We start from the raw sequence: 19943 nt of genomic DNA on the forward strand, positions 1-19943 counted from the left end.
TGGAGTGACAAACCTTGATACCGGAACCCCGCTTCTCACTCCCCGATCAACACGCCCCTTGACCAGCCACGCCCACGCCTAACTGAACGGCGTTGCGGCTAGACGCCGAGCGGCGGAAAGGCGTACACGGTCGACGGCAGCTCCTGAGCCGCCAGCCACCGGGCGAGCGTCCGTTCGGGGAAGTACCAGTCCGGGCTGGCAGTGTCCGGCTGCACCGCCGAGACGTGCTCCGCTACCCACGCGTCCCGGTCGATCAACTCGAGCTCGGAGAAGGACAGGCTGGCCAGGTGCACCCGCGCGCCGCCGCGCCACAGGGCGAACGCCAAGGGCAGGCCGGCGTACACGTCGAACCCCCCGCCCGCTCCGGCGATGAGGATGCTCCGCGCCGGAGCCAGCGCGGCAAACAACGGCGGAACGGCCAACGAGAACGCACCGGGGTCGGCCGGCAGCACGGCAGGGTTCATCACCGCTCAATGATGCGAAGTACTGGCTCGTACGGGGTAGTGGGCCCCGCTCACCAGGCGCCAGGGCGGACGCTGCGGAGCGCTCGAACCTTGACGTGCCGCGGCATCCCGATCTGCCGCGAATGGAGCATTATGTAGTGTTGTCGCCGATCGGTCGCAGCGGGGAGGGGTCCCAGTTGACGTGGATTTCCATGGCTAGCGCGATGCGGAGAACGTCGTCCACCGCCGTCGTAGCCGCTGTTGTCGCTGTCGTGTTCGCTGCCCTCACATCGTGCTCCGATTCTCCTGACGGGTCCGGCTCCGAGTCATCGGCGTCCGACGGCACACCGACTCCCACTCAGGTGGCCACACCTTCGCCTTCACCGACCGGGCCGTGCGCTGACGGGACGTGCCAGATCGAGGTCGCCGTGGGCGACGTCGTGGCCGTGCCGGAAAGGTATGGCCTCGGGCCGATCGAGGTTACGGCGATCACCGCCGCCGCAGTCGAGATGGTCGCACCGCTGACCCGGTCGGGCTACAGCGTTTCGGGCTGTTCCGGTGGCGGCGGCGTGTCGTCGCAGGGCGGCGGCGGTGTCGGGATGAGCTGCGAGGTGGGAACCGCCGCGACCATCAACGACGTTATGAGCTTGGAGGTCGTCGAGATCAGCGACACCGTCGCCGTCCTGCGTATCAAACCCGCCGGGTGACATGATCAGATACGCGGATTTGCCGCTCCGGGCGTACTGGCATTCATCGCCGCTGCCGACTACGTCCGCCGGCCCATGGTGCCGGCCGAGTCGCCAACCCTCGGGCTAGGTCACCTGCAGTTCGAAGCTTTGATCACACAACCGCCCGGCTGTCGACCAACCCGAACGACTTCGCCCTCGTCGCGCTTCTGGGCCTGCTCGGTCTGCGGATCTTCGAAGCCTGCGGGTCGAATGTCGCCGACCTGGGCGAGGAGCACGGCCACCGGGTACTGCGCGTTTTCGGCCGGTAGGGCAGCGTGAGTTACCGGAGGGGTTCGTCCGGCTGGGTGCCAGCCAGGATGGCTGATGGTGGTGGTTCGCGGAGCTGTCGCCGCAGGCCGGCGCCGCGGCGAGAGTCGATCACCAGGACGGCGGCGCTGGTCACGGCGAGTATGGTCAACTCCCAGGACGGAGGCAGTGGGCTGGTGATCGGCACGAACACCGCTATGAGGAAGATCCCGACGATCCGGACCCAGCGGATCTCGTGCCGGACGCGCCACCAGAAGGCCTGGTTGGCCACGAGATAGACGATGACCCCGGCGAAGAGGGTAGCGTGCCCGAGCGGCGTTTCCGCTGGTCCTGACGGGTGGGCGACCAGTTCGAGGTGCTTGCGCAGGCCGTAGGCGAGCAGCATCAGGCCGGCGAGCATGGGCAGGTGCAGGTAGGCGTAGGCGTCGCGGGCCAGCGCGGCACGCTGGATGAGGGTCGCGGTCTGCATGGCCCGGTGTCCGGCGACGGAGTCGACGTCGAAGTACGCCCACCACAGGCTGGCCAGCAGGATCATGCTGACCGCCAGGGCGACGATGACCGCCCAGGAGATCGGGCGGTGGAACACGCCGACGCCGGCCGAGATGATCACTTCGCCCAGTGCGATGAGGATGATCAGCTGGTAGCGGTCGGTCCAGTGTTTCGTCGAGCTCACCTGCCAGAGCCGGCGGTCGACAAGGTAGCCGCTGGCGAGTTCGACGGCGACGGCGGCGAGCCAGAGGATCGCCTCGAGCCGGGCGAGTTCGGCCCAGCCGTGCGGTCGCTGGGCGGCCAGCGTGGCGCCGAGCAGCAGCACCAGGGCCGTTGCGGTCAGGACGCCGGCAAGCGGCACCTGCCCGCGTAGCGTGCGGCCCCGGCAGGCGACCCGGTACGCGACCACCTGCAGCACGCGCAGCGCGATGTAGCAGGTGACAACGATCACGGGACCGGGCAGGCCGCCCGGCACGCGGTCGAACGCCTGCGGCGTGGCGATACCGATCAGCAGGATCAGTGCCACGATCAGCAGGACGCCCAACCGGATGGGGACGGACTCGCTGCGAAGCCAGTTGCCGAGCAGCGCGTAGACGCGCCAGGCGACCCACAGCAGGATGAGCACCGCCAGACCCTGGGCGATCCCGACCGTGGACGGGTGCCGGGCGATCAGGACGCTGACCTGGACGAACGCGTAGACGAACACCAGGTCGAGGAAGAGTTCCTTCGGCGTGACGCCCCTGGTGGCAGCCCGGGCCGCCGGAGCGACCAGCTCGTGCAATGCGCGGTGGCGCCGACGGAATACGGTCAGATCGGCCAGCACCATGCTGGTGAGCACGGCGGCGAGCAGCCCCACCGCGGCCACCACCGACAGGTGGACCGCGACCGGCGCGAGCGCGACGACCAGGACGATCCCCAGCAACGGGCTGCGGCCTAACAGGCGGACGGTGTGGCGCTCGAGGGCCACCAGGCCGAGCAGGTAGAGCAGGACGCCGCCGTAGAGAACGAGCACGCTCAGGGTGTCCCACCGGTAGGCGGTGGCGGGCTCGACCGAACTCAACGCGCGTTTGAGTCCGAGCGCGAGCAGGACGAGCCCGAGGATCAACGGCAGATGCCAGAGGCTGTACGCGTCGCGGCCGAACCGTGACCGGGTCGCTGCCGGCTGCCGCTCCAATGCCTGCTCGGCGGCGAACCCGGCGATGTCGAAATAGCGCCACCACAGCACCGCGACGATGAGGAGGCCCAGTACCGAGCCGACAACTACCGCCCAGGTGATCGGTGGCCCGCCCTCCAGGCCGCGGCTGGTGCCGATGGAGATGATCGTCTCGCCGAGGGCGATGAGCACGATCAACTGGTGCCGCTCGGTCCAGTGCGCCACGGACACGATCTGCCAGTTACCGGTGGTGAGCGCACGCCGGGCGGAGAAGTCGACGAGCGCGGCGGAGAGGAACAGCGCTATTCGGACGGCGCCCCCGTTCACACTCGGAGGCAGGTGATGGGGAAGCGCCGCGCCGCAGAGCAGAAGGAAACCACTGCCGCACAACGGCAGCAATGCACGTACGGCTGGTCCACCCGTCCGCTGCGTGGCCCAGGTCGCATAGATCATGAGCAGTATCGCGGCGAGCCGGGCCAGCACGAAGGCGACCGCGAAAATGAGCGGGCCGAACAGCCCTCCGGGCCGGTCGATGAACGTCACCGGCGCGGCGAGACCGAGCAACAGGACGACCACCGCAACCCCGAAGACGACCGGCGGCATCATCCCCCGGTCCAGCCGCACCGTATTGCCGAGCAACAGGAACCCGACCCAGCACCGGACGAGCAGCAGGACCACCAGCGCACCTTCGAGCAGGCCCTCGGGTCCGAACCGATCCTCCATGAGGTTCGTCGTGGCGAAGAACGCGTACACGAAGACCAGGTCGAGGAAGAGTTCCAACCGGGTCACCCCGTCGCCCTCGGAGGCGAGCTGGACCCGCCCGAAGTGCCATGCGCGAGGCCGACCTGGATCCGGTAGCCGACCGCTCCTGATCACCTGTCCCACTCTGCCAACCAGTTGGCCGGCGGACAGGGAGTTCGGAAAGCCCGCCGGCCGGTGGGCCCGGAAGCGCAGGACCTCGTGCAGTCGTTGCCAGAGTCCCCCGGTTGGCCGCGTGTGATCGGCAGCAGGCCACGATCGAACGCAGCGACACCGACCCGCGCAGGGTGCTGCTGCGCTTGCAGCTGCCCACCAGACCTGATCCGCGGGGGTATCGGGACTGGACGTGGGTGGCCTGTCCGATCGCCCTGCCCCCCACGGTTCCCGCCTCGGCGGTGCTGCACGAGGTTGAACAGATCGTCGAACCGGCGGCCGTGATCGGCCACCGCCCAACAGTGAAGCTTGGTCTGCATCCGCGGTACCCAGGGACCCCGCCGGCCGGCGTCGTCTCCCGCAGCGCCGATGTTCACCGGCGCGTCTCCCGCCATTGCAGCCTCCTCCCTTCACAAATCCGCTGCCGTCCTTCGCCATGTGTCCGGCTCTCCCGGACTCGGACTACTACGACGGCTCCGCCCCACCCGGCGCGTTCAGCAGACGGTGCACCTATCCCGCCCCAGCGCTGGATTGCGCTGCAGGCGGGAGCCGTCACCGGGCGGTTCCCGTGTTCACTGGTGACCGTTCGACCAGTAGGCACCCGGCTATTCCCCTGCGGCCTCGCCACGAGTACGCCGTAGTCCTTCCCCGTGGCCTCCCCGCAGACGCCCCGAGCGCTGCCAGGGAGTTCTCCAACCCTTCCCACGAAGGGCGGATACGCGCCGCGCCCGGCCCACATCCACCAGGTTCGAGCCGGTGGGGCATTAAGGGGCGTCAACACCGGTTCCTCTCGTATACCTCTGCATCTCGCTTGCCGGACCCGCACCATCTGGCAGTGCTGGCACGTCCCGGCGTTGTCAGGACTGCTCCCACCCTCCCCGGCACCTCCCGGCTCAGGCTGTCCTCAGCTACGCTGACCCGCTACGACGGGGCAACGGTGCAGGTCTTCCACCCACACTCGGTCACACATCGCCTCACGGCGCACCGGGGCTCCGCCCCGAACCCCGGCCCTCCTCAGGGATGCCGCCGCGGATCACCTCGCCGGGCACCACAATGGCTCCCAGCCTCCCCGCACGGGGCCAAGGTCGTTCGGCTGGTGAGGCGCTCCACCTTCCCCGTCCGGGAGGCCGGGCGGTCTACGGCTGCCCGAGGAGGAAATCCCGCTTCAGCGGTTGCCGCCACGCTCAGATGCGGGTGCGGCGTACGGCGACGGTGGCGCCGACGGCGATGTCGAGGACCGGCAGGATCGCCAGGGTGCCCATGTCGATCAGCGTCCAGTACCCGAGCGACCAGTCGTCCAGTGCCACTTGGTCGGCCATGGCCCGGCTGACGACGACGTACAGGAAGGCAAGACCGAACGACATCGTGACCCGTTCGTCGATGACCGACCAGAGGATCGCGGCGACCGCGAGCGATTGCCACACCGCGCGGCTGCCGGTCTGGAACGAGGGGTCCTGTGTGATCGTTCCGTACCCCATCAGTGCGGCCGACACCACCGGCACGAGCAGCAGGACGTGCAGTGCCCGCGGCACCACGATCGTGCCGCGCCCGATGAGCGGGATCAGCAGCACGACGGCGAGCGGCAACGGCCACGACGACGACCATGCGTAGAGGGTCTGGCGGGCGACCGCGTCCAGCACGAACGCCCCGGCCGTCACTACGGTCGCCGCGAGGTACGCCCCGCGAGCCACTGCCACCATCGCCAGGACGCAGGCCGCGACAACGGCGAGACTTACCGCGACCGGGTTGCGCGCCATCTGCCAGAGGACGTCGCCAACGGCCTGGATCAACAACATCAGGGCGGCGATCCGCAGAGATACCCGCCAGGACTGCCCGGCCGTGCGGTGGCCGTGCGCGCCGGCCCGGACCCGGAGCGCACCGAGGATCAGCCCTCGCGTCTCCCGCCATTCCGGACGGCGCCGGTCCGGTGGAGCCGAGTCCATCAGCACGGCCAGCATTTCGGCGCCCCGGCTCCGCCGGTACCACTCGGGGTAGAGGCGCAACAGGGCGGCGTACCGTCGCTCCAGCTCGCTCATGCCAGACCCGCCGCGGGTCGCGGTGCCACCGAGCGGGGTGTCCGGTCGGTGACGACCCGGGCGGCGGCCGCCATGGCCTCAGCCTCCGACCGCAGCGCGGCGGCGCCCTCGGGGGTGAGCCGGTAGTAGCGCCGGGCACGGCCGTTGACGATCTCTTCGTGGGTCGAGGTCACATATCCCTCGCCGGCGAGGCGGTCGAGCGCGGCATAGAGCGTGCCGGTGGCGAGGCGGACGCGCCCTCGCGACAACTCGCCGGCTCGGGTGATGATCGCGTAGCCGTGCAGCGGCTCGTCCTGTAACGAGGCCAGGATGAAGTAGGTCGGTTCTCGCATGGGTGTGGTCACGCGGCAACTATAGGACGATCAACTACCTATGTAAATCAACTACTTATGTAACGGCCGCCTCTGCAAACTGAGGCTCGCAGGGACAGCGGGTGTTGGGAAGCGGTGCCTATCCTCTCGGCCATGGGAGCTCTCAAGCCGTGGCACCTGTTCGTCCTGACGCTCTGCTGCCTCTTGCCGACCGCTGCGGCGATCGTTGGCGGGGTCTGGGCGGTCCGCCGATCTCGTAACCGTCGCTGAACCAAATCCGTCAACCAGCAGTCGAAGCTGCCGGGCCATCCACGGGCCACAAGCGGGTGCCACCAGGCCGGCGTCGCGTGTCGCGTGCATGGCCTGCCATACCGGGACGTCGCCTCGGCGGTGTTCCGGTTCGGTGGTCGAGCCGAGCATCGCGTTACTGGCCTGATCCCTTCCGTGCCGTCGAATACGTTTTTCCACGCTCCTGACGACGCCGCCGCCTGCTCAGTCCGCACCGGTACGCCACAACCGGACCGCACCGCACTTTCGGAGATCCTCGGCGAGTTGGAGTCCTTCCTCATTTGTCGACCCTACGACGACATCAATGTCGATGATCGTCATCTAGCCATCGTCACACAGCTCGGCCCCGCTATCGACGAGTACGTCGCCACGCTGACCGACACTCTGCGCGATGCCCTCGCTTCAGCCGACGACGAGGTGCTCCGGGCGGCATCGAGCCGCTGGCCCGTCGTCGCTGAGCTTGCGACGCTTGCCCGCAGCGCGGTCTCGGCCGGCGAGCGACTCTACGTCCGCTGAACCGCAGGTCAGTAGGCGTCCTCGCCAACGGCCTCGCCACCGGCGGGCACACTCATGCCACGACCAGGCGTCGCGGCAGGTGACAGAGCGTGGATGGCATTCGATGCGCAGCCTTGCCGATGAGCGTGCATTGGTTAAGGGCGGGCTGAGCATCTGCTTGTCGGGATGAGGCCGGCTGCTACACGAGGCGCGGCTTGATATCGATCCACTCGCGCAGCTGCGCGGCGAGGTGCGGATCCAGAACATCGTCCAGGTGCCACTGGGCTGCGCTGACCAGCTTCTTCGCCTGCCGGGAGTGGCGCATCCGCGTGCGGTCGAGACCGCCCAGGCCTCGCCGGCCGACGAGCATGGCCACCTCGTTCAAACCGACTGGGATAGCGTCCAGGCAGCCCCGGACAATGTCGTCAGCCGGCGGCAGCACGGCCAACTCGACCCCCGCGCGGCGCGTGTCCGCCGCGAAGTACGCCAGCTTCTCGGCGCTGTCGGCTTCACTGAACACACCCCGAGCCCGTCCCTGCCGCAGCAGCCAGAGCTTCAGCTCCGCCCAGTCCGCCCGCCGGCCCGACTGATCCCGCAGATGCTGATCGATGACCAGCAGCAGGTACAGCCACCAGTTCGCTCGCTCATGGGCTGCCGGCTGGCGACGGTCCAGCCACTGCCGGCGCTGATGCTCATCGAGCTGGAGTAGGTGGACCAACTCGTTGACGCCCTGGCGCCGCCCGCCGAGTCTCCTCACGGTCACAAGCTCGGGAGGGTGGGGTGCACTGATCGACCATTCATCACTGGCAGCAATCCGCCTTAGCTAGCGGCTTTGGCGATGATGCGATCCATCTCCTCTCGACCGAAGGCCCGCAGCGTCGTGGTACGGACGTTGCCCGCCCCGCCAAGATGCAGGAGCGCCGCGGCGGCGGTTTCGTCGTCGGGCGCCTCGACGACGGCCACGAGGTCGTACGGACCGACGGTCCAGTAAATCTTCAGGAGATTCGCCCCGAGATTCTGGGTCGCTGCGGCGAAGGCCTCGGCACGGTTCGCGGTGTCCTTGTACCCTCGGATCCCCTGATCGGTCCACGTAAGCAACGCGATATACGTCGGCATGGTCCTTCACCTCCATGAAGAGACCTCATCGTAAGGGTTAACTCTGGGCATAATGGCCGGAAACTGCATCAAGTGCGCAGCAGAACGAGTGATGCGAGCGATCACAGGATGGCGGCCGGCCTGTCAACGGCCAATCAGATCTGGCTCTGGCACGGCCGTGGTGATCGTTGTTTCTTGATGTCAGTCGGAGAGAATGCCGCGTGTCGGTGGATTCGGTGATCAAGCCGACGTCCTCAACGAGGCTGTCGACGCTGACGAGCCATAGGCGCAGGTCGCGGGAGACGAGGATGTGGTGGGCTCTCCTCGCCACTGGTTGATGCGTGAACGCCCGCCCAATCGGCAGGGGAGCGGGGCGAGGTTGGACCGCCGCACAGGGTCGCCCTTGTGAGGCCGGTTGATGTCTCCGTCACCGGGCCGCTGAGCAGGGTGGGGACGGCGTCGGATCCGTCGTTGAGGTCCGCGTAGAGGATGGTGTGCACACGCCCGGGTCCGCCATCGGTGGCGGATGCGGTCATGACCTTGTTGAGCTGGACGCGGATTTTTTCATGCCGGTCGGAGCAGCCGGCGGAGATCGTCTGTCGTCTGTTCGCGGGATGGGCCGGGTGGACTTTTGGCTGATGGTGAGTAAGGTCAACTAGCTGTCCGCACCTGTGCGTTCAGAGGAGGCAGGCGACCGTGGCCGAGAGATCGACCGCTCGCCCCGCCGATGGGGCCGCCCAAGCTAACGACCCGGCGAGTGACATAGACAGCTGGATCTCTCAACTGTCGCGACCGGCAGCAAGCGACTCGGACACATACTCCGAGTGGCAGGCGACTGCCGCGCCGCAATGGCGCGAGGACGTCTCGGATCCCTACGAGGAGTCATACACACCCGCGGAGACAAACCACGAGCACGACGGGCGGCACGCAAGGCACCGGGCACACCAGCAGTACGAGGATGAGTCCGAGCAGTTCGACGGGGCGTACGGTCAGCACGAGCGCGCGTACCGGCAGCCGGACCCGCTGGCCTACCCGGAACCGGAGCGTTACGAGCCCGACCAGACTGATCAATACGACGAGCACGAGCTGCCCTATCGGGAGCAACGGCGGGCCCAGGAGCCGTATGTCGGCGCCGGCCCGGTCCACGAGGACGCGTACGCGGCGCTGCAGGAGACATACGTCCTACCGGAGGTGGGCTATTCCCACGAGGAACACCATCCGCACGACGATGACCCCGGCCGCAACGGGTACCGCCACGAGGAGCCCGATGCCCAGGACCTCGGGGCGGTCGAGGACGGGCGGCCACGGGTGCAGCACCGGGAGCTTGATGCCCGCCCACGGCCGGCCAGCCGGCGGCGCCGGCTGATCGCGGTCGGCGGGCTCGCCTTGGGGATGCTGCTCGGCGCTCTGGCGTTCATGTGGGGGTCGGGCCCGTCGCCGGAAGGCGGGCTGCCGCTGTCGACCGCGACCATCCCGCCGGCCGCGTCTGAGGAGCCGATCACTGTCCCGGAGATGCCGTCGACGGCGCCCACTTCCGCGACGCCGAGCAGCTCTTCCGCCACGCCCAGGACTACACGGTCGGTCACACGTTCCGCCACGCCTAGCGCCACACCGTCAGCCACAGGTTCCGCCACGCCGCCCCCGAGACGCGCCGTGACCACGCCGACGCCGACGCCGACCCAAAGCTCGGGACCGCTCCTGCTCGGCCCGTCGAGCAACGACGGGGTGGCGACCATGGCCCAGCAGTACTGCGATCAACACGCCGCCGGAAGCTCAGCCCAGCCCCGCAACGACGGCCGATGGCAGTGCACGAAGCTTCTCTTCGCGTCCGTCGTCGAGATGGACGTCGCCTGCCGCGACACGTACGGTGCGGGCGCCTACGCACAAACGTCGAATCCTGGCGATCCATACGCTTGGCGGTGTTACCGCTGACAATCGTGGCTCCGCCACTGAGCCCGATCTGTGGCCGGCGCCCGGATCTAGCGGCGTTGCTGATGCCGTTCGATCTCCTTCTCCAGCAGCGCGAGGCGAGCATAGATGTCAGCGAGGTGCGCTGCTGCCTGCTGCGTACGAGCATGCAGGTCGTCCAAGGTGCGGCAGATCTGGTCCTCGGCGTGATCTGGGACCGGAACGGGCGCCTCGGCCGTCGTCATCCCTGTTCTCCCCAGGTCGAGCAACCCGCAGCGGGGCAGCAATTGCCCACACCGTACCCGGGCCTCTGACCAGGTAAACCATCATGCCGTGCGATCGGCGCCGTGTCATCGGCCTGCAATTCACTTGATCGGCCGGGCCGCGCCGAGGGGCGGGCGGAACCGCTCGAGGTCGTCGGCGCGTACCAGGTAGTGGTGTAAGCACCCTGACGTCGTCCCGATGCGCGAGCGGTGGTCGATCGCGAGCGGCTTCAGCCGGCCGGCCACCTGAGCGTCGAGTGCCTACGCCCGCTCGGCCGGCCCTTCATCACCTGCTCACCGAAAAGCAGGACCAGCGGCACCACATCACGAACACTTTCTGCGCATGTGCGCTCACGCAAATGTAACGACCTGGAGGGGTGTACCGCTTGTCATGGTGGAAGGTTGAGGGGGCGTTGCCCTCGAGGCAGACGACACGAACTCGTCCCGCTCACCCGAACAGCGCACCAGACGCTCCGTTGGAGGCAAACCGGTGGCGTACTCAACGACCCGTACCGAACCAACACGCCGGCGTGGCCGCCACGCCGCCGTATCCGTCTGGAACCAACCCACACAGCTGCTGCAGCAGCTCCATCAGCGTTCACGGCAGGGGCCGCCGCGCGTCGTGGTCGCCGTGATCGTCCTGCTGGCCATCAGCGTCACCATGATCGTGGCGATTTTGGCGCGATGACCTCGTGCCGACTCGTGGCAAGCACAGGCAGACCTGCACCGAAAAATCGTCCCCGTCCGAGCAGACCTGCTCCCAGCCACCCGTGCAGCCCCAGGCCTAGGCATTCAGTCCGCCGTCAGCGGCGAAACGGTGCGGTACTAGTGGCGGTCTGAAGGCTGGCTCGGTGTCAGCTAGGGGTCGCCTGCGAGGCAGGTGGAAGGCGCACCGGCCTGGGTGGCAGCCCGCAGGATCGAATCGCCCAGGAGACGCCCGCGCCGTGCGCGAACGGCAGTGGGGGTACCCGGAGAACTCACCGCCGGTTACCCCACCCCCGACCTGCCGGTTCCAGGGCGGTCGCGTTGCTGCCGGAGCCGGTCAATGGATGGTGGTCGGCGCGCTGTCGGACCGGCAGGATGAGGCGAGTGGCGGTCAGGTTCAGTGCCGCGGTCACCGTGGTGTTCGGTGGCCGGTAGGTGGGTTGGTCGATCTGCGCCAGGTCCAGTCGGGCCGCGTGGGTGCGCTGTTGGGCTGCCTGCGCGGGATGTCGCTCACTCCGCTGTACCGGGGTTGAACGGCGGTGCTGCCGGTCGGGTGATCATCGGTAGCACCGCCAGGCGTACGGGTCACCCGGATTCGATGTCCGTGCGTAGGCGCCCGAATCGTACGTGTCGCGGCAGGCGATGCCCATGTCGACGATGGACGCGGAGAGAAGCTTCGTACATTGCCAGCGGCCGTCGTTGCGGGCCTCCGCTGAGCCTCCGGTGTACCGATCGCAGTATCGCTGGGCCATGTTCGCAACACCGCGGCTACTCGATGGGCCCAGCAGGACCGGGCCCGAGCTCGGGGTTTGCGTCGGCGTGACCGACGGTGTGGCGCCGGGCGTGGCGGAAGACGTGACACGTGGTGTGGCGCTGGGTGTGAGGGAAGGAATCAGCGACGGTGTGGCGCTGGGCGTGCCGGAGGAACTGCGTGGTGCCGCTGAACTGGGCGACGTGGACGGTACCTCCGGGAAGGCGATCGGCTCCTCGGACGGGTCCGGCGGTGTGGTGGCCGCCGACACAGGTAGCCCGCCTTCCGGGGGTTGGCCCGACCCCCACATGAACGCTAGAGCGCAGAGCAGCGCTCCTAACGCGAGCCCTCCGACCGGAATCAGCCAGCGGCGCCGCCGGCTGGCCGGTCGCGGGCGGGCACGCCCGTGGCTGTGCTTCCCTCGATGCCGCCGGTCCTCCTCCGCCTCGGCGTCCTGCGGGTTGGACTCCTCGTGGCGGTGCTCGTTGCGGCCGGCGGAAACATCGTGCGGGTAATACGCCTGGTCGGCGTAGCCCGCCTCCGGCAGGCCGTACCTTTCCTGCTGCGCGCCGTACGCGCCCTCGTAGACCGAACTGGCATCGATCGGTCGGTACGGATCGTGGTCCCGGCGTTCCTCCCGATAGGCCTGGTCGTGCTCGTGGTACAGATAGGCCCGGTCGGGCCCGTCGTACTCGGGTTCGGGGTAGGCCAGCGGGTCGGACGGTCGATACGCGTGCCCGTGCTGGCGGTACGCCCCGTCGTACTGCTCGTACTGATCCTCGTACTGCTGGTGTCGGTGCCTTGCGTGTCGCCCTTCGTGCTCCTGGTGGACGTTCTCGGGCTGGTACGACTCCGACAGGTCCTCACGCCACTGCGACGCGGCGGCCCCCTGCCGCTCGTAGGACGAGTCGGAATCGTCTGCTGCCAGCCGGGACTGCCGAGGGGCCCAGATGTCCAAGCCATTCGCCGCGTCGCCGTGATGTCGCGCAGCCCGATCGCCGGAATAAGCGGTCGATCTCTCGGCCACGGTCGCTGGCCTCCTCCAAAAGCACAGATACGGACAGCTAACTGACCTTACTCACCATCGGCCAAAAGTCCACCCAGCCATCACGCGAACAGGCGGCCTTTGAGCCCGTCGCAGACGACCGTGCGGCAGAGGCGTTAGGCGGGTGTAGCGGGCTGGCACAGCAACTCGCCCGTGGCCGGATCCTGGCACAGGTATCGGCGGCCCTCGTGCATCCACCCCCAGAGCCAGTCCTTGAACAGGGGTCGCCGGCAGTGCCGACAGCTTGCGCTTCGCCTTTCCTCAGGAGCCGGTTGTGCCACCTGGACAGGTGTTTCCACCTCTGCAGGCGCCGCAAGTGTGGGTTCCGACGAGGCGGTGGCAACGGAGTGGCGGGCTGGCCGGGGCTGCGGAGCTGGGATTGACGGTTTGGTCTCGACCATGCGTGTACTCCCTCTGCGCCTTGTACGACCGGGCCGGGCGGCACCCTCGGTTGCCGCCACACCCGTCAGGAAGGTGCTTAAGCCCGTTCTCTCCACAAAAGGAGGCGTTGCGGGTCGCCGTGCCGTTACGGCACCGCTGGTTAGACCGGGGAAGGTGCTGAGGTGTACAGGTCAAACGCAACTTCGCCCGCCTCGCGCCGCAGCTGGCCTGATGGTGGCATTAGGAGGTTGCCCCGGAGCCAGGGCCGGGCGGACAGCTCGAGCTCCACGGTCACCGGGCGTCGTCTTGCAAGCCGGCCGCTCGGTGCCAGAGGGTGACTTCGGATTCGTGTGAACCGGTAGCGGTCACGGCCGCGACGGCCGCCGGATCCGCTCCGCAGGTCAGTAGGGGCAGGACCAGGCCGGCGCTGACGACGAGCGAGGGCTCGCAGGGCGGCTCCATCTGTTCGGTCTGCCACCATGACGATGACCGTGCCGCAAGCCCGCCCTTCACCGTTACGGCAGCGCGATATCTGCTGGCTGCATGTGCGGCGGCCCGATCGCCAACGACGTGACCGCCTGGCGCTCCGTGTCGCCGTGGTCGGCGCGCCGGATGACCGAAGTTCGGTCACGTAGTGACGGAAAGTCCATCCCTCGAAGCGGTCCTGACCTGAGCATATTGACCGGCGGCGGTGCATTGGCGTGGCGGCGGGGGTTGAGGCTGCGGGTGCGGTCGCCCATGATTGAGCGGACTTCTCTAATATCTGGTTTGGTCTGTGCAATGTAGAGTGAGCCGCTATGTCACGCGTTGCGGCCAGTTTTCCCGGTATCGAGGGCGCTGATGTCTGACCTCTTCCCACCTGATGCACGTGCGCTGCATAGTGACGCAGGCCGAGACGCCACTCCCGCGGCACACCGGCCGCAGGCTGATGGCGGACTGCGGGCCAGCCTTCTGTGGCTCTCGATGCTGCCCGCCGCTGTCATGGTTCTGCTCGCGGTGGCGGTGGTGACGTATGTGCTCGCCGTGTCCAGCGACTCCCTGTCCGCCGCGACTGTCGCCATTCTGGGCGTCGCGGTCGCCGTCGGCGCTGCCGTGCTGCTGGTCGCGGCGAACCGCACGGCTGTGCTCGCCGGCTCGATCCAGCGAAGAGTCGACACGATGCGCTCATCGGCCGCTTGGGGCCGCATGGAGGTGCGCCGGCTGCTCGAGCAGATGCACCGGGGTGAGCGGCCGGCCCTGCAAGCCCCGAACTTCCCGCCCGTCGAAGGCGACGTCTTCGGGCCGCTGGAACACGATCTGTACCAGACCCACCACGCCGCCCAAACAGCCGTCCTGCAGGCGTCGGCCATGGGATCCCGCCGCCGGGGCGACCAGCCGGTCGAGATCTTCGTCAACCTTTCCCGCCGGTTGCAGTCCCTGGTCCATCGGGAGATCCAGCTACTCGACGAGCTGGAGAACGAGGTCGAGGACCCCTACCTGCTCAAGGGCCTCTTCCAGGTCGACCACCTGGCCACCCGGGTGCGCCGCCACGCCGAGAACCTCGCCGTGCTCGGCGGCGCGGTGTCGCGCCGACAGTGGCGCAGGCCGGTGGCCATGACCGAGGTGCTGCGCTCGGCGATCGCCGAGGTCGAGCAGTACTCACGGGTCAAGCTCATCCCTCCGGTCGAGGGCACCCTGCGCGGCCACGCCGTCGCCGACGTCATTCACCTGGTCGCGGAGCTTGTCGAGAACGCGACCAACTTCTCACCACCACACACGCAGGTCATGTTGCGCGCCCGCGCCGTCGCCGCCGGCCTAGCGGTGGAGGTCGAGGACCGCGGCCTGGGAATGGCGTTGGACGACCAGGACCGGGTGAACGGAGTTCTCGCCGACCCGGAAGGGGTCAACATCGCGGAGCTGCTCAGCGACGGCCGGATCGGGCTGTTCGTGGTGTCGGCCATCGCACGCCGGCACGGCATCGCCGTGCGGCTGCAGAACAACATCTACGGCGGCATCCAGGCCGTTGTCGTCCTGCCGCACGCGCTGCTCGGCGGGGAGGAACGGGAGCACGGATCGCGGCCCCAGGTGCTGGCACACCAGACGATCCCGCCGGCGCGTCGGGAGCCTGCAGCGGGTTTGTCCGGCCAAGCCCCACCGGCGGTCGCTGCCGCCGCCGCGCAGGCCGCGGGTTCTGCCCCGCCACCTCACACCGAGGTGCCACGGTTCAGTAACGGCCACAACGACCGCCCTGGCAGCCTCGGCCAGCCGGGCGGGTGGGAGCCGCGGCAGACACCGGTGGCGCCTGCCGCTCCCGCGCCGCCCACGTTCGGCCCGGGGGCCCACGCAGGCCCTGGTGCCGGGACTCACGACATCCGTCCGCAACTGCCACGGCGCCAGGCACAGAAGCATCTGGCACCGCAGCTGCAGAACGTCCCGGCCACGCGCGCGGACGAACCGCCGGTCGAACACGATCCTGGCCTGGTGGCCTCGTTCATGCAGGGAGTCACCCGTGCGGAGAGCGCGGCTGACGAGGACAGCGGCCCCACGCGACCGTAACTGACCGCTTCAGCTGACCAAGCGCCACAACTCCCAGGAGGATCTCATCATCATGCCAAGCGACGTCGCCCCGGGCCAGGCTCCTGACCTCGGCTGGCTGCTGGCAGGGCTGGTACAACGAGTCCCCCACACTCTCAGTGCGTTGCTGCTGTCCTCCGACGGATTGAAAAAGGCGGTACACGGTCTGGACTCCGATGGCGCGGACCACCTGGCCGCGATCGCCTCCGGACTTTTCTCGCTCGCCCGGAGCGCCGGTAACCGGTTCGCCGGCGAGGAAAAGGTCCGGCAGGTGGTCGCGGAACTCGACGAAACCCTGCTCTTCGTCTCGGCGGCCGGCTCCAACGCGGTACTCGCCGTGCTGGCGGCCCGTGGGGCAGACGCCGGGGTGCTGGGATACGAGATGTCACAGCTGGTCAAGAGTGTCCGGCCGTACCTGGCGACAGCTCCACGCCCGGCCGCAGGCGTGCCGAGCATGCCCCGGTGAGAGCATGGTCGAGCCGCATGACGAAACCTGGTTCGACGATGAGGCAGGGCGGCTCGTACCCCTGTACGCGGTCAGCAACGGGCGGACCCTGCCGACGATCAAGCTGGATCTGCTGTCCATGGTGGGCGCCACCGGCCGGCCGCCCCGCACCGCCCTGGGGCCGGATCACGCCCGGGCGCTCAACCTGTGTGCCAGCCCGACCACGGTCGCGGAGGTCGCCGCGCGCATGAAGCTGCCGGCGACCATCACCAAGGTGCTGCTGTCGGACCTGGTCGGCTGCGGTGCGGTGGCCGCGCGAGCACCCGGCCCCGCCGTCGATCCCACCGACATCTCTGTCCTGGAGGCAATTCTCGATGGCCTACGACGGCGACTCTGAGCTGTTCCCCGCTGCGCTGAAAATCTTGATCGCCGGCGGCTTCGGCGTCGGAAAGACGACCTTCGTCGGCGCGGTCAGCGAGATCGAGCCGTTGACCACGGAGGAAATCCTGACCGCCGCCAGCGCCGGGACCGACAGCCTGACCGGGGTGGAACGGAAGTCCACCACCACGGTGGCGATGGACTTCGGTCGCATCACCATCGACCCCCGCTACGTCCTCTACATCTTCGGCACCCCCGGTCAGGAGCGCTTCTGGTTCATGTGGGATGAACTGTGCAACGGCGTCCTCGGCGCGGTGGTCCTCGCCGACACCCGCCGGCTGCAGGACTGCTTCGCGGCGGTGGACTTCTTCGAATCCCGCCAGATCGGCTTCCTCGTCGCGGTCAACCAGTTCGACGGGTCCTTCCGCTACGAGCCGGACGAGGTCCGCTCCGCCCTCGACCTCAAACCCCACGTCCCGATCGTGCTCTGTGACGCCCGACAGAGCCGATCCGCGACCGCCGTACTGGTCGCACTGATCCAGCACCTGCTGGGCACTCGCATCTCCCGCCAACCCTGAAGCAGCAGCAACCTGAGGATACGGAGCTCATCGTGACCAATGACATCGGAAGACACCCGCTGATGACTCCCGAAGACCGCGAGGCCCCGCAACGCGTCCAGCGGCTGCGGGAACTCGGCATCGGGGAAAGCCCAGACCCCGAGTTCGACGAGTTCGCCAAGAAGCTCGCGCAGGTCACCGGCGCCCCGTACGCGATGGTCAACTTCATCAGCGAGGAACGCCAGTACTTCGCCGGGCTCCACACCCCGTCGTCAGAGCAGGCGGGAGCCGACCCGCAGGACGGCGCGGCCGGGGAGCCGGGCCGCGTGATGGACCGCGACCACGGCTACTGCCCCCACGTCGTCGTCCGCCGCAAAGCACTGGTGCTCGACGACGTCTGCGACTACCCGAGATTCGCCGGCAATCCGGTGGTTGACGAGATCGGGATCCGCTCCTACCTGGGGGCGCCCCTGATCGACCACACCGGTGCGACGCTCGGCACCATCTGCGTGGTGGACACCGAGCCGCGGCCCTGGGGTCGACCGGGGCTGGAGACCATCAAGGCCCTCGCCCAGGAGTTGGTGGAGCGGATCAACCAGCGTGACCGGCGCAGGCAGTAGTCAGCTGGTGGCCGCCGCCGTCACGGCTGCGGCAAGCCGCTGCGACCACTGACCCTTCGAGTGTCCCAGCGCCACCTCGCCCAGCCGGAGCATCTGCACGTCGGACGTTCCGGCCGGAGCGAAGATGTGGTACGCGTCGCGCACGTACCGTTCCAGCGGCCGATCGGTAAACAGGCCGCTGGCGGCCTGCATCTCCATCGCGTTACGCGCCGAGTCCAGGGCGTACTCGACGTTGACGAGTTTGGCGTTCATCAGCTCCGCGTCGCAGGGTTGGCCCTGGTCGAGCAGATGCACCGCGTGGTACGCGGCCAGCCGCGCGGTCATCAGCCGCGACTGCATCTGCCCGATCTTCAGTTTGATCGACGGCAGGTCGTACAGTGGCTTGCCGTAGCGGTGCCGGTGCGCGGCGAACGCCACGGTCTCTTCCATGACGGCCTGGTGGATGCCCAGTGAGACCGCCGTCAGGTTGGGCCGGCCGTAGAGAACGCTGGACGAGTAGGCCACCGCCAGCCCGTCGCCCTCGTCGCCGAGCATGTTGGCCGCGGGAACGCGGCAGTTGTCGAAGTTCAGCTCGCCGAAACTGAAGCCGTGCAGACCCATGGCCGGCTGGTGCGGGCCCAGCGAGAAGCCCGGACGGTCCGACTCCACCAGGAACGCCGACAGACCCTTGGAGCCCGGCCCGGTCCGCACCACCACACCGTGCAGGTCACCCACGTGGCTGTTGCCGACGAAAACCTTCCGGCCCGTGAGGATGTAGTCGTCGCCGTCGCGTACCGCGCTGGCCGTCATCCCGAGGACATGCCCACCTGACTCCGGCTCGGTGACCGCGATGGTGGGCAGGCAGTCACCGTTGGAAATGGCCGGTAGCCAGGTCTTCTTCTGGGTCTCGCTTCCGAAGTGGACGATCTTGGCCACGCCGAGTTGCGAGGCCTGCACCATCGCGCCCATCGCGCCGCTGACCCGCGCCAGCTCCTCGATGATGATGGTCTTCGCCAGATGCCCCAGGCCCATGCCGCCGTACTCGGGACTGATCGTGACACCGATCCAGCCCTGGCGGGCGATCAGCCGAGAAAGCTCGTGCGCCACAGCACGGGAAGCTTCCATCTCCGCTACCCGGGGCCGCACCTCGGCCTCCGCGAACGCTCTGACCTCCTTCCGCAGCCGCTCATGGCGCGCGTTGGCGAAATAACCGTCCATCCCCAGGACCCCCTCGTGAATTACCCGCTGACCTCGATCAAAGGCAGGTGCACGCGGGCGCCGCTGGTTAGGTCGCCCTGTGCACCTTGGTGCAAACTCAGCGCGAGGTCTCCCGCGCAGCTCGGCGGCAGCTTCACGGGCGGCCAGGCGCCCACGCCGGGGAGCGGTCGGAGCGGGCCCAACAGGGCGGTTTGCACAGGTTGTCCCACTAGACGAGGTTTCACATGAGTCCCAATCTTCCCATCAGTCCCATGGATTGTAAATTGAGACCCGTTCGGGTTGGTGCCCCTGAACGTCGCCAAACCCTTGTCTGCCAAAGGGTTCGGCGGGAAGCTCCTGGTCCTCGTCTCAGCCGCCGTGCCGACTTGCTCCACCCGGCCGGATCCGTGAGGAGGTCGAAGCTGTAGCTGAGCCCTGAAGGAGGGGTGAGAGTCATCCCAGCCCCACCGATCGGGCGTCCGGATTTCCTGGTCAGGTCGGTCTCCGGTGCCCGCGAGCCTCTGGACCGGACGGATCGTGGGGCCGACGTCCCGTCCGGCAGGACGTGCCCGTGGCACGGCCGTCCTATCTGGACGGCGTCGGGCAGGCCTCTGCCGTTACGGTCCGCCCTCGGCGTGTAGCGAATGGGCATGCAGGTTGGTGATGTAAGCGCATCGCGAGCCGACTTCAGGTGAGAGATAGGGGCGACCACGCTCATGGAGCGCCCGCTGCAACCCCGTCGCCGAGCCGAAACGCGTAGCCCTCAACCCGGTACTACGGGCCGTCCGGCAGGTCTACGACCTCCTGAGCTACCCGATTTGGGCGCACCGCGATCCCTGTTCCCGCCACTGACGTGATCTCAACAAGATTCGGATAGGTACTTGTATTCGAAATGAGTCAAGTGCAGCGCGGCGGCGACGATATCGCCGGTCCGGCCTGGGCTG

At 68.2% G+C, this 19943-nt stretch carries 18 protein-coding genes; 9 read left to right on the forward strand and 9 right to left on the reverse strand.

Going from position 1 to position 19943, the window contains the following annotated elements; genetic code table 11:
* Window positions 1–98: 98 nt before the first annotated feature.
* Window positions 99–467, reverse strand: coding sequence for a hypothetical protein (locus tag ACFYM6_RS35055; protein ID WP_387281770.1), 369 nt, complete (start codon window positions 465–467; stop codon window positions 99–101).
* Window positions 468–871: 404 nt separating this feature from the next.
* Between ACFYM6_RS35055 and ACFYM6_RS35060 the strand changes: the two genes are divergently transcribed.
* Window positions 872–1150, forward strand: a complete 279-nt coding sequence (locus tag ACFYM6_RS35060) for a hypothetical protein (protein WP_387281771.1) — start codon at window positions 872–874, stop codon at window positions 1148–1150.
* A gap of 301 nt (window positions 1151–1451) precedes the next feature.
* On the opposite strand, the gene ACFYM6_RS35065 is transcribed toward ACFYM6_RS35060, so the two are convergent.
* The 3 genes from ACFYM6_RS35065 to ACFYM6_RS35075 form a co-directional block, all read right to left on the reverse strand.
* The gene (locus ACFYM6_RS35065; RefSeq protein ID WP_387281772.1) at window positions 1452–3869 is read right to left on the reverse strand and encodes a low temperature requirement protein A; all 2418 of its coding nucleotides are present in this window, start codon (window positions 3867–3869) and stop codon (window positions 1452–1454) included.
* Window positions 3870–5176: 1307 nt separating this feature from the next.
* A complete protein-coding gene (locus ACFYM6_RS35070; RefSeq protein WP_387281774.1) occupies window positions 5177–6028 on the reverse strand; it encodes a hypothetical protein in 852 nt (283 codons plus the stop codon).
* Window positions 6025–6372 carry a PadR family transcriptional regulator gene (locus ACFYM6_RS35075; RefSeq protein ID WP_387281775.1) on the reverse strand — a complete coding sequence of 116 codons (348 nt, stop codon included), beginning with the start codon at window positions 6370–6372 and terminating at the stop codon, window positions 6025–6027. Before ACFYM6_RS35075 ends, ACFYM6_RS35070 begins: the two co-directional genes overlap by 4 nt.
* Before the next feature lie 321 nt (window positions 6373–6693).
* Here ACFYM6_RS35075 and ACFYM6_RS35080 point away from each other — a divergent pair, with 321 nt between their 5' ends.
* Window positions 6694–7143, forward strand: a complete 450-nt coding sequence (locus ACFYM6_RS35080) for a hypothetical protein (RefSeq protein WP_387281776.1) — start codon at window positions 6694–6696, stop codon at window positions 7141–7143.
* Between the two features lie 178 nt (window positions 7144–7321).
* Here ACFYM6_RS35080 and ACFYM6_RS35085 read toward each other — a convergent pair whose 3' ends face one another.
* Both ACFYM6_RS35085 and ACFYM6_RS35090 read right to left on the reverse strand, forming a co-directional pair.
* Entirely contained in the window at window positions 7322–7879 is a 558-nt protein-coding gene (locus ACFYM6_RS35085; protein ID WP_387281777.1) for a hypothetical protein, read from the reverse strand.
* Between the two features lie 62 nt (window positions 7880–7941).
* Window positions 7942–8238 carry a GYD domain-containing protein gene (locus ACFYM6_RS35090; RefSeq protein WP_387281778.1) on the reverse strand — a complete coding sequence of 99 codons (297 nt, stop codon included), beginning with the start codon at window positions 8236–8238 and terminating at the stop codon, window positions 7942–7944.
* 675 nt (window positions 8239–8913) lie between these two features.
* Here ACFYM6_RS35090 and ACFYM6_RS35095 point away from each other — a divergent pair.
* Entirely contained in the window at window positions 8914–10149 is a 1236-nt protein-coding gene (locus tag ACFYM6_RS35095; protein ID WP_387281779.1) for a hypothetical protein, read from the forward strand.
* A 47-nt stretch (window positions 10150–10196) separates the two neighbouring features.
* On the opposite strand, the gene ACFYM6_RS35100 is transcribed toward ACFYM6_RS35095, so the two are convergent.
* Window positions 10197–10370 (reverse strand): hypothetical protein, encoded by a 174-nt coding sequence (locus ACFYM6_RS35100; RefSeq protein ID WP_357443538.1) that lies wholly within the window; start codon window positions 10368–10370, stop codon window positions 10197–10199.
* A gap of 508 nt (window positions 10371–10878) precedes the next feature.
* On the opposite strand from ACFYM6_RS35100, the gene ACFYM6_RS35105 reads away from it, so the two are divergent.
* Window positions 10879–11076, forward strand: a complete 198-nt coding sequence (locus ACFYM6_RS35105) for a hypothetical protein (RefSeq protein WP_387281780.1) — start codon at window positions 10879–10881, stop codon at window positions 11074–11076.
* 574 nt (window positions 11077–11650) lie between these two features.
* Here ACFYM6_RS35105 and ACFYM6_RS35110 read toward each other — a convergent pair.
* Window positions 11651–12802, reverse strand: coding sequence for a hypothetical protein (locus ACFYM6_RS35110; RefSeq protein WP_387281781.1), 1152 nt, complete (start codon window positions 12800–12802; stop codon window positions 11651–11653).
* A gap of 1431 nt (window positions 12803–14233) precedes the next feature.
* On the opposite strand from ACFYM6_RS35110, the gene ACFYM6_RS35115 reads away from it, so the two are divergent.
* From ACFYM6_RS35115 to ACFYM6_RS35135, 5 genes are read left to right on the forward strand one after another with little or no spacing between them, the layout of a single operon-like run.
* Complete coding sequence (locus ACFYM6_RS35115) at window positions 14234–15805, forward strand: sensor histidine kinase (protein ID WP_387281782.1); 1572 nt, start codon at window positions 14234–14236, stop codon at window positions 15803–15805.
* 52 nt (window positions 15806–15857) lie between these two features.
* Window positions 15858–16289 carry a roadblock/LC7 domain-containing protein gene (locus ACFYM6_RS35120; RefSeq protein WP_387281783.1) on the forward strand — a complete coding sequence of 144 codons (432 nt, stop codon included), beginning with the start codon at window positions 15858–15860 and terminating at the stop codon, window positions 16287–16289.
* Between the two features lie 4 nt (window positions 16290–16293).
* Window positions 16294–16665 carry a DUF742 domain-containing protein gene (locus ACFYM6_RS35125; protein ID WP_387281784.1) on the forward strand — a complete coding sequence of 124 codons (372 nt, stop codon included), beginning with the start codon at window positions 16294–16296 and terminating at the stop codon, window positions 16663–16665.
* Window positions 16643–17224, forward strand: a complete 582-nt coding sequence (locus ACFYM6_RS35130) for an ATP/GTP-binding protein (RefSeq protein ID WP_387281785.1) — start codon at window positions 16643–16645, stop codon at window positions 17222–17224. The genes ACFYM6_RS35125 and ACFYM6_RS35130 overlap by 23 nt, the downstream gene beginning before the upstream one ends.
* 32 nt (window positions 17225–17256) lie before the next feature.
* Window positions 17257–17823, forward strand: a complete 567-nt coding sequence (locus ACFYM6_RS35135) for a GAF domain-containing protein (RefSeq protein WP_387281786.1) — start codon at window positions 17257–17259, stop codon at window positions 17821–17823.
* Here the strand turns inward: ACFYM6_RS35135 and ACFYM6_RS35140 are convergent, their stop codons facing one another.
* Entirely contained in the window at window positions 17824–19020 is a 1197-nt protein-coding gene (locus ACFYM6_RS35140) for an acyl-CoA dehydrogenase family protein (protein WP_387281787.1), read from the reverse strand.
* Window positions 19021–19943: the final 923 nt, after the last annotated feature.

The organism is Micromonospora sp. NPDC006431, from assembly GCF_042870725.1.
Classification (GTDB): domain Bacteria; phylum Actinomycetota; class Actinomycetes; order Mycobacteriales; family Micromonosporaceae; genus Micromonospora.